Origin of the sequence: Inquilinus limosus MP06 (assembly GCF_000767795.1) — a bacterium.
In the GTDB taxonomy this organism is placed as follows: Bacteria; Pseudomonadota; Alphaproteobacteria; order DSM-16000; family Inquilinaceae; genus Inquilinus; species Inquilinus limosus_E.
Window position 1 is genome coordinate 1 of the sequence record NZ_JANX01000219.1, and the last position, 9,241, is coordinate 9,241.

Annotated in this window: 9 protein-coding genes; 5 read left to right on the plus strand and 4 right to left on the minus strand. The window is 69.3% G+C overall.

Annotation, left to right across the window (positions count from 1 at the left end):
* Positions 1-96: 96 nt before the first annotated feature.
* A complete protein-coding gene (locus P409_RS17425; protein ID WP_034840177.1) occupies positions 97-411 on the minus strand; it encodes a hypothetical protein in 315 nt (104 codons plus the stop codon).
* A 145-nt stretch (positions 412-556) separates the two neighbouring features.
* Between P409_RS17425 and P409_RS17430 the strand changes: the two genes are divergently transcribed.
* Positions 557-943 (plus strand): PRC-barrel domain-containing protein, encoded by a 387-nt coding sequence (locus tag P409_RS17430; protein WP_034840180.1) that lies wholly within the window; start codon positions 557-559, stop codon positions 941-943.
* A 59-nt stretch (positions 944-1,002) separates the two neighbouring features.
* Here the strand turns inward: P409_RS17430 and P409_RS38980 are convergent, their stop codons facing one another.
* The 3 genes from P409_RS38980 to carA all read right to left on the minus strand — a co-directional run bounded on the left by P409_RS38980 (position 1,003) and on the right by carA (position 2,956).
* A complete protein-coding gene (locus tag P409_RS38980) occupies positions 1,003-1,149 on the minus strand; it encodes a hypothetical protein (protein ID WP_161790420.1) in 147 nt (48 codons plus the stop codon).
* A gap of 62 nt (positions 1,150-1,211) precedes the next feature.
* Positions 1,212-1,796, minus strand: a complete 585-nt coding sequence (locus P409_RS17435) for a GNAT family N-acetyltransferase (RefSeq protein ID WP_034840183.1) — start codon at positions 1,794-1,796, stop codon at positions 1,212-1,214.
* Positions 1,796-2,956, minus strand: coding sequence for a glutamine-hydrolyzing carbamoyl-phosphate synthase small subunit (carA, locus tag P409_RS17440; RefSeq protein WP_034840186.1), 1,161 nt, complete (start codon positions 2,954-2,956; stop codon positions 1,796-1,798). The genes P409_RS17435 and carA overlap by 1 nt, the downstream gene beginning before the upstream one ends.
* Before the next feature lie 153 nt (positions 2,957-3,109).
* Between carA and P409_RS17445 the strand changes: the two genes are divergently transcribed.
* The 4 genes from P409_RS17445 to P409_RS17460 form a co-directional block, all read left to right on the plus strand.
* Positions 3,110-3,565, plus strand: coding sequence for a GatB/YqeY domain-containing protein (locus P409_RS17445; RefSeq protein ID WP_034840188.1), 456 nt, complete (start codon positions 3,110-3,112; stop codon positions 3,563-3,565).
* Between the two features lie 199 nt (positions 3,566-3,764).
* Positions 3,765-5,612 (plus strand): DNA primase, encoded by a 1,848-nt coding sequence (dnaG, locus tag P409_RS17450; RefSeq protein ID WP_034840191.1) that lies wholly within the window; start codon positions 3,765-3,767, stop codon positions 5,610-5,612.
* Positions 5,613-5,760: 148 nt separating this feature from the next.
* Positions 5,761-7,713: an RNA polymerase sigma factor RpoD gene (gene rpoD, locus P409_RS17455; RefSeq protein ID WP_034840198.1), complete on the plus strand. Its 1,953-nt coding sequence runs from the start codon at positions 5,761-5,763 to the stop codon at positions 7,711-7,713.
* A gap of 339 nt (positions 7,714-8,052) precedes the next feature.
* On the plus strand, positions 8,053-9,241 hold a 1,189-nt coding region (locus P409_RS17460; protein WP_034840195.1), incomplete at its 3' end, for a mannitol dehydrogenase family protein.

Below are 9,241 nucleotides of genomic sequence, written 5' to 3' on the forward strand. Positions count from 1 at the left end.
GGCGTGTCCGGCCGCGGGTTGGGCATCGGCGGCCGGGTCGGGTCGTCGGGCGGCGGCTTCGGGTCGCTCATCGCTGGCCCTCCATCGAAGCGGTGTTCATGAATGGGCGTGGTGCTCGTGACGCCTGCGGGTCGCCGCGGCTTTCTTCGCCGAGGCGCTGCGGGCCGCGGCGGGCCGTTCGGCCGAAGCCTTCCCGCCGATCCGGCCGCCCTTCCGCGATGATGCGTGACTCTCCGCCTTGCCGCGGCCGGAACCGCTCTTCTTGCCGCCGCCGCTCTCCTTGTTGACGGTGGCCCAGGCCCGGCGCTCGGCCTCTTGTTCCGAGACGCCCCTGGCCTCGTAGCCCTCCTCGATATGCTCGGCCTTGCGTTTCTGCTTGTCGGTGTAGCTCGACTTGTCGCCGCGCGGCATGGCTGCCTCCATTCCGATTGTCGGCCCGCCCGGCGCGTCCGGGCGCCCTCACTGGAGCAATCGCCGGTCCGGCGGAGCGGTTCCGGGGAACCGCGCGAAGGCCGGGGCCATTTCCTGAGGGAGACCACCATTTCGGAGGCGCGACATGCAGACCGAGACAGCCCGTGATCTCAGCAGCCGCGAGACCCACCGGCTGATCGCCAGCGACAAGGTCGAGAGCACTCCGGTCCGGCGGCCGAACGGCGACCGGATCGGCACCATCCAGCGGGTGATGATCGACAAGCGCACCGGCCGGGTCGGCTACGCGGTCATGACCTTCGGCGGCTTCCTCGGCATCGGCGAGGACTATTACGCCCTGCCGTGGTCGATGCTGACCTACAACGAGGCGCTCGACGCCTACGAGCTGGATGTCACCGAAGACCAGCTGCGCGGCGCCCCGGCGCATGACCGCGGCGAGCGCTTCGACTGGGATGACCGGCAATGGGCGCAGCAGGTGCACGACTACTACCGCGTGCCGCCCTACTGGATGTGAGACCTGAGCTCAGGCTGGGAGACTTGGGGCGGCTTTCGGGCCGCCTCTTTTTTGTCCGGTCAGAAGATCCACCAGAGCAGCACGGCGCCGAGGATGACGACCGCGAGCCCCATGGACAGGTGCAGCACCCAGCGCATATGGCCGCTGGTCTCGCCCTGGCGGGCCTCGGTCTTGTTGAGCGTCGGCGGTGGTCGGTCGTCCGGCATGTCGCCTCCTGGCTGCGATGGCCTCTGCAAGGCAACGGCGGCGGGGAAGGGCGGGTTCCGGGCTACGCCATCGGCGGGGGCGACGGATCGGGATTGGTCAGCGCCGTCAGCACATGGTCGCGCCAAGCGCCGCCGATGAAGAGGTAATCCTTGGCATAGCCTTCGCGGACGAAGCCCAGGCGCTGCAGCAGCGCGGCGCTGCGGGTGTTCTCCGGCAGGTGGTTGGCCATCAGCCGGTGCAGGCCCAGGGGACCGAAGGCATAGCGGATCGCCATCTCCAGCGCCTCGTGCATCAGCCCTTCGCCCTGCTGCGCGGCGCCGAGGTGATAGCCCAGCGTCGCCGCCTGGAAGGGGCCCCGCGACAGCATGTTCAGGTTCAACTGGCCGACGATGCCGTCCCCGGGCCGGTCGATCAGCCGCAGCACCAGTCGCACGGCGCGATCGTCCAGGAACAGGTCGACCGCCTCGGCGCCCCAGCGCCGCCAGTGCGGCTCGGTCCGCCAGGCGGTGCTGCGCGGCGGCATCCACGGGCCGAGATGGTCCCATTCCCGGTCGTGGAAGGCGGCGAGATCCGCGGCGTCCGCCGGTCCCGCCAGGGTCAGGAAGACCCTGGGGCCCAGCAGGCGCGGCGGGGCGCGGTGCGGCATCAGCGCTTCTGCGCGTCGATCAGGTCGACGAAGCGCTGGAACAGGTAGTGGCTGTCCTGGGGGCCCGGGCTGGCCTCGGGGTGGTACTGCACCGAGAACACCGGCCGGTCCTTCAACCGCAGCCCCTCGTTCGAGCCGTCGAACAGGCTGACATGGGTGATCTCGACGGTGTCCGGCAGGCTCTCGGCCATTACCTGGAAGCCGTGATTCTGGCTGGTGATCTCGACCTTGCCGGTGGTCAGGTCCTTGACCGGGTGGTTGGCGCCGCGGTGGCCGCGCGCCATCTTGCCGGTGCGGCCGCCCAGCGCCAGGGCCAGCATCTGGTGGCCGAGGCAGATGCCGAACATCGGCAGTCCGGTGTCCAGCAGCGCCTTGATCGTCGGCACGGCGTATGTGCCGGTCGCCGCGGGATCGCCCGGGCCGTTGGCCAGGAACACCCCGTCCGGCTTGTGGCTCAGCACGTCCTCGGCGGTCGCCGTCGCCGGCACCACCGTGACGTCGCAGCCGGTCGAGGCCAGGCAGCGCAGGATGTTGCGCTTGGCGCCGAAATCGATCGCCACGACCTTGCGCTTCGGGTTCTCCAGAGTGCCGTAGCCGCTGCCGTGCTCCCAGCGCGTCTGGTTCCAATGGTAGGTCTGGGTGCAGGACACGTCCTTCGCCAGGTCCATGCCCTCCAGCCCCGGCCAGGCCTGCGCCTCGGCCAGCGCCGCGCCGATGTCGAAGACACCGTCGGGGGCATGGATCACCACCCCGGTCGGGGCGCCGGCATCGCGGATGCGGCGGGTCAGGGCACGGGTGTCGACCCCGGCGATGCCGATCAGGCCGAAGGACTGCAGCCAGTCGTCGAAGTCGCGCACGGCGCGCCAGTTCGACGGCTCCGTGATGTCGTCGCGCAGCACCAGGCCGCGGGCCGCGGTGGTCCCGGTCTCGACATCCTCGGGGTTGGCGCCGACATTGCCGATATGCGGGAAGGTGAAGGTGACGATCTGCCCGGCATAGGACGGATCGGTCATGATCTCCTGATAGCCGGTCATCGAGGTGTTGAAGCAGACCTCGCCAATCGCCTTGCCGGTGGCGCCGATGCCTCGGCCCCAAAGCACCGTGCCGTCGGCGAGCACGAGCGCCGCAGTGGCGCCGGGAGGCGGAGCGGTGTGGGTCATGGCAACCTCGGAATGAATTTCCAGGCATAAAGCACGGACGACGGCGAGATTCCAGCCCCTGATGCCCGCGCTGGCGGAATGGCCGCCCCGTTCTCTTGCCTATGCCGGCGGAATGACCGACAGTCGCGCCGCTTCTGTCAGGAGGATCCGACCATGCTGCGCCCCCAGTTCACCGACGCGCTGAAGGAGGCGATGAAGGCCAAGGACGAGCGCACGCTCTCGACCGTGCGGATGATCATCGCCGCGCTCAAGACCAAGGACATCGACGCCCGCGCCAAGGGCAACACCGACGGCATCCCGGACGAGGAGATCCTGTCGATGCTGCAGACCATGGTGAAGCAGCGGCGCGAGAGCATCGCCCTGTACCAACAGGGCAACCGGCAGGATCTGGTCGACAAGGAGCAGGCCGAGATCGCGGTGATCGAGCGCTGGCTGCCGCAGGCGATGGACGAGGCCGAGACCGCGGCCGCCATCGGCGCGGTGATCCAGGATCTCGGCGCCGCCGGCATGAAGGACATGGGCAAGGTGATGGCCGAGCTGAAGACCCGCTACGCCGGCCGCATGGACTTCTCCAAGGTCTCGGCCGCGGTGAAGGCGCAGCTGGGCTGAACCATCCCGCTTTCAGGATCATTCAGGACGATTCCCACTTTGAATGTCATTCCCGCGAAAGCGGGAATCTCTTGCCGATCAATCCGTTGCAAGATCCCCGCTTTCGCGGGGATGACGGGTGGAGGAGTTCGGAAATGCTCCCGCTTCCGGGATTATTCACGCTAAGCTGAGACGCTTTCCCGCCCGCTAGAACCGTTGCATGTCCCTCCCTCCCGGTTTCCTCGAAGAGCTGCGCACCCGCCTCCAGGTGTCCGACGTGGTCGGCAAGCGGGTGCCGCTGCAGCGCAGCACCAAGGGCGAGTTCAAGGCCTGCTGCCCGTTCCACAAGGAGAAGACTCCGAGCTTCACGGTCAACGACCAGAAGGGCTTCTTCTACTGCTTCGGCTGCGGCGCCACCGGCGACGTCATCAGCTTCGTCATGCAGCACGACCGCCTGTCCTTCATGGAGGCGATCGAGACGCTGGCCTCCCAGGCCGGGATGGAGGTGCCGAAGGCGGCGCCGGAGGACCGGGCCAGGTTCGAGCGGCAGAAGACGCTGTACGACGTGGTCGAATCCGCCTGCGCCTTCTTCGAGGCCGAGCTGCGCGGCCCCGGCGGCCGGGCGGCGCGCGACTACCTGAAGGGCCGCGGCCTGGACGGCGAGACGGTGGCGCGCTTCCGCCTCGGCTTCGCCCCCGGCGACGGCGGCAAGCTGATCAAGCATCTGCGCGGCCAGGGCTTCCAGGATGCGATGGTGGAGGAGGTCGGGCTGGCCCGCCGGCCGGATGACGGGCGGGACCTCTACTCCTTCTTCCGCAACCGGGTGATCTTCCCGGTCGCCGACCGGCGCGGCCGCACCGTCGCCTTCGGCGGCCGGATCATGGAAGGCGACGGGCCGAAATACATCAACAGCCCGGACAACCCGCTGTTCCACAAGGGCAATCTCCTCTACGGCCTGTCCCGGGCGCGGCAGGCGGCGTCGCAGGGCCAGACCGTGATCGTCGCCGAAGGCTATATGGACGTGATCGCCCTTGTCCGGGCCGGCTTCGAGGCGGCGGTGGCGCCGCTGGGCACGGCCCTGACCGAGGAGCAGATCGGCGAGCTGTGGAAGATGGCGCCGGTGCCGGTGCTGTGCTTCGACGGCGACGAGGCCGGGCGGCGGGCCGCCTGGCGGGCGATGGACCGGATCCTGCCGCAGCTGAAGCCGGACCATTCCGCCCGCATCGCCTTCCTGCCGCAGGGCGAGGACCCGGACAGCCTGATCCGCGGCTCCGGCGGCGGCGCAGCGATGCAGGCAGTGCTTGACGGCGCCCTGCCGCTGGTCCGGGTGCTGTACGACCGCCAGACCACGATGCACCGGCTGGAGACGCCGGAGGGCCGGGCCGGGCTGCGCGCCGGGGTCGAGGCCCAGGCCCGCCGGATCGCCGACCCGGCGGTGCAGGGCCAGTATCTGGCCGATCTCAGGGCGCGGTTCGAGGAAGCCTATCCCTACCGGCCGAGGCGGCAGGGCGGCGGGGAGTGGCGGCCGGGCGGCAAGCCGCCGCAGCCGGCCGGACCCAAGCCGCAATCGATCCGCGACGAGCAGGACGACCGCCTGCCGTTCTGCGTGCTGCTGTGCCTTCTCGCCACGCATCCCGGGCTGGGTGAGGAGGTGGGCGAGGGCTTCGCCATGCTCGAGATTCCCGATTCGGAGCTCGATTCGCTGCGCCAGTCGCTGCTGGTGCGACTCGGCGATTCGCACGGCCGCGACTCGGGGCGCGACTCGGACGGACTTGATTCGCAGCCGGCGGCGCCCTACCTGACTGTTCCCGAAGCCGATGGATTGCCGCCGGCCTTGGTCGATCGCATTCGCAGGAAATGGCCCTTCACCCGGCCGGAGGCCCCTCTGGAGGAGGCGCGCGCCGGCTGGGCCATGGTCATGGGGCATCTTGAGCTCCGCGCGCTCCGGCGCGAATTCGCGGATGCCGCGCGCGACTTGGCGCGGCAGGGCACGGAGGCCGCGCTGGAACGCTGGCGCGGGCTGCGGCAGGAGATCGAGCGGCGGCAGGCGGCGCCGGGTGGGTTCTGACCCGGCCGGCCGGGATCGAATCGAGACCGCGGCGCGGTCGGGGCAGGCATGATTCGAGTCGTGCCCCTTCCTTGCGCGCGGAAGCTTAGGTAAGAGAGCCAACTTCGGGTCACTCCCGACGGCGGCGGGTGAAGGGGCACGGGTGCAGATGGCGACCAAGACAGCGGCAGCGGCGGAATCGGCCGAGACGCGCGAGGACAGCGCGGACGGCGCCTCGATGGACATCACCGTCCAGGCGGTGAAGAAGCTGATCGCCAAGGGCAAGGAGCGCGGCTACGTCACCATCGACGAGCTGAACGCCGCCCTGCCGCCGGATCTGACCTCGTCCGAGCAGATCGAGGACGTGACCTCGAACCTGTCCGAGATGGGCATCAACGTCGTCGAGAACGAGGAGTCCGACGACACCGCGGCCGCCGGCGGCGATGCCGATGGCGAGGGCCGCAACGCCGGCAACCTCGACGACGATGATGTCGGCCGCACCGACGACCCGGTGCGCATGTATCTGCGCGAGATGGGCTCGGTCGAGCTGCTGTCGCGCGAGGGCGAGATCGCCATCGCCAAGCGTATCGAGGCCGGCCGGGAGATGATGATCGGCGGCATCTGCGAGAGCCCGCTGACCATCCGGGCGATGATCGAGTGGCATTCCGCCCTGAAGGACGGGAAGATGCTGCTGCGCGACATCATCGATCTTGACGCCACCTACGGCGCCAGCCCGGAGGGCGAGGCCCTGGCCATGAGCGAGGGCGAGGCGGAAGCCGAGGAGGAGCCCGAGGCCGAGGCGGAGGGTGAAGGCGAGGCCGCGGCCGGTGGCGGCTCCGGCGAGGAGGACGATGGCGGCATCTCCCTCTCCGCCATGGAAGAGGCGCTCAAGCCGCAGGTGCTCGAGACCTTCGAGGCGATCGAGCAGACCTACCAGAAGATGCACAAGCTGCAGGAGCAGCGCCTGACCCACATCCAGAAGGGCGAGGCGATCTCCAAGCAGGCCGACGCGAAGTACGACAAGCTGAAGGAGGACATGGTCCGCCTGATGGAGGGCGTGCACCTCAACAATGTCCGGATCGAGCAGCTGGTCGAGCAGCTCTACGGCCAGAACCGCAAGCTGATGGGGCTGGAAGGCCAGCTCATGCGCCTGGTGGTCGAGGGCGGGGTCAGCCGCGAATCCTTCCTGCAGAACTATTTCGGCCATGAGCTCGACCCGAACTGGATCGAGCGGGTGCGCGGCCTGGACAAGAAGTGGGCCAAGTTCGCCGAGAAGAACGGCGCCGCGGCCCAGCGGGTGCGCGGCCAGATCAGCCAGATCTCGGACGAGGTCGGCCTGCCGATCCAGGAGTACCGCCGCATCGTCTCGACCGTGCAGAAGGGCGAGAAGGAGGCCGGGCGTGCCAAGAAGGAGATGGTCGAGGCCAATCTCCGCCTCGTGATCTCGATCGCCAAGAAGTACACCAACCGCGGGCTGCAGTTCCTGGACCTCATCCAGGAGGGCAACATCGGGCTGATGAAGGCGGTCGACAAGTTCGAGTACCGCCGCGGCTACAAGTTCTCGACCTACGCCACCTGGTGGATCCGGCAGGCGATCACCCGCTCGATCGCCGACCAGGCGCGGACCATCCGCATCCCGGTGCACATGATCGAGACGATCAACAAGCTGGTCCGCACCAGCCGGCAGATGCTGCACGAGATCGGCCGCGAGCCGACCCCCGAGGAGCTGGCCGAGCGCCTGCTGATGCCGCTGGAGAAGGTGCGCAAGGTCCTCAAGATCGCCAAGGAGCCGATCAGCCTCGAGACGCCGATCGGCGACGAGGAGGACAGCCATCTCGGCGACTTCATCGAGGACAAGAACGCGGTCCAGCCACTCGACGCCGCGATCCAGGCCAATCTGCGCGAGACCACCACGCGCGTCCTGGCCTCGCTGACGCCGCGCGAGGAACGGGTGCTGCGGATGCGCTTCGGCATCGGCATGAACACCGATCATACCCTCGAGGAGGTCGGCCAGCAGTTCTCGGTGACCCGCGAGCGTATCCGCCAGATCGAGGCGAAGGCGCTGCGCAAGCTGAAGCACCCCAGCCGCAGCCGCAAGCTGCGCAGCTTCCTCGACACTTGAACGGCGCTGGACTTCCGATCCTGAACGGGCAGCCTCCGGGCTGCCCGTTTTCGTTTGGGTCCGCGCCTGTCCCGCACCGTCATTGCGAGCGCAGCGAAGCAATCCAGGGGCGGCTCGCACCGGCTCCTGGATTGCTTCGTCGGCTGCGCCTCCTCGCAATGACGGTCCCCACTGGTCCAGCGTTGCTGTCTACGGAACTGCCATACTAGGATCGCAGCCGGTTTGAGAGCTTGTCCCCGGCGTCGATCGGCGCTACCGCGGGGATGACGAGATCAGGGAGAAGGCGCCGTCGATGCTGCTTCGCGAATATCCGCTGTCCGGTTGCCGGGGGCGCCGCGCATGACCTCATCCCCGCGGCGGCTCAACACGGCCGCGCTGGCCAACCTGCCGGCCTCGGTGGCGCGGCCGGGCTATGACCGCTCGGCGGTCGCCACCGGCATCGTCCATCTCGGCATCGGCGCCTTCCACCGGGCGCATCAGGCGGTCTGCACCGACGACGTGCTGGCGGCCGGCGACCTGCGTTGGGGCATCCTCGGCGCCAGCCTGCGCAGCCCGGACACGCGCGACGCGCTGGTGCCGCAGGACGGGCTCTACACCCTCTCGGTGCGCGACAGCGACGGCGAGGCGCTGCGCGTCATCGGCGCCGTCCGTGACGTGCTGGTGGCGCCGGAGAGCCCGGCGGCGCTGCTCGACGCGCTGTGCCGGCCCTCGGTCGCGATCGTCAGCCTGACCGTGACCGAGAAGGGCTATTGCCACGACCCGGCCACCGGCCGGCTGGACGAGAGCCACCCCGACATCGTCCACGACCTGGCGCATCCTCAGGCGCCGCGTTCGGCCATCGGCATCCTGGCCCGGGCGATCGCCCGCCGCCGGGCCGAGGGGCTGGCGCCCTTCACCCCCCTGTGCTGCGACAACCTGCCGGCCAATGGCCGCACGCTGCACCGCATCCTGTCGCGCTTCGCCACGCTGGTCTCGCCCGATCTCGGCGCCTATGTCGAGGGCGAGATCGCCTGCCCCGAGACCATGGTCGACCGCATCGTGCCGGCCACCACCGACGAGGATCGCGGCCGCATTGCCGCGGCGCTCGGGGCCGAGGATGCCTGGCCGATCGTCACCGAGCCGTTCCTGCAATGGGTGATCGAGGACCGCTTCCTGTCCGGACGCCCGGCCTGGGAGGCGGCGGGGGCGACGCTGGTGTCGGAGGTCGCGCCCTATGAGACGATGAAGCTGCGGCTGCTCAACGGCAGCCACTCCTCGCTGGCCTATCTCGGCTACCTCTCCGGCTGCGAGACGGTGGCGGCGGCGATGGCGGAGCCGGGCATCGCCGCCTTCGTCGAGGCGCTGATGGAAGATTCCACCCCGACCCTGACCTTGCCGCCCGGTGCCGATGTCGCGGGCTACCGGCGCTCGCTGATCGACCGCTTCCGCAACACGGCGCTGAAGCACCGCACTTGGCAGATCGCCATGGACGGAACGCAGAAGCTGCCGCAGCGGCTCTTGGGCACCGTGCGCGACCGGCTGGCGCGCG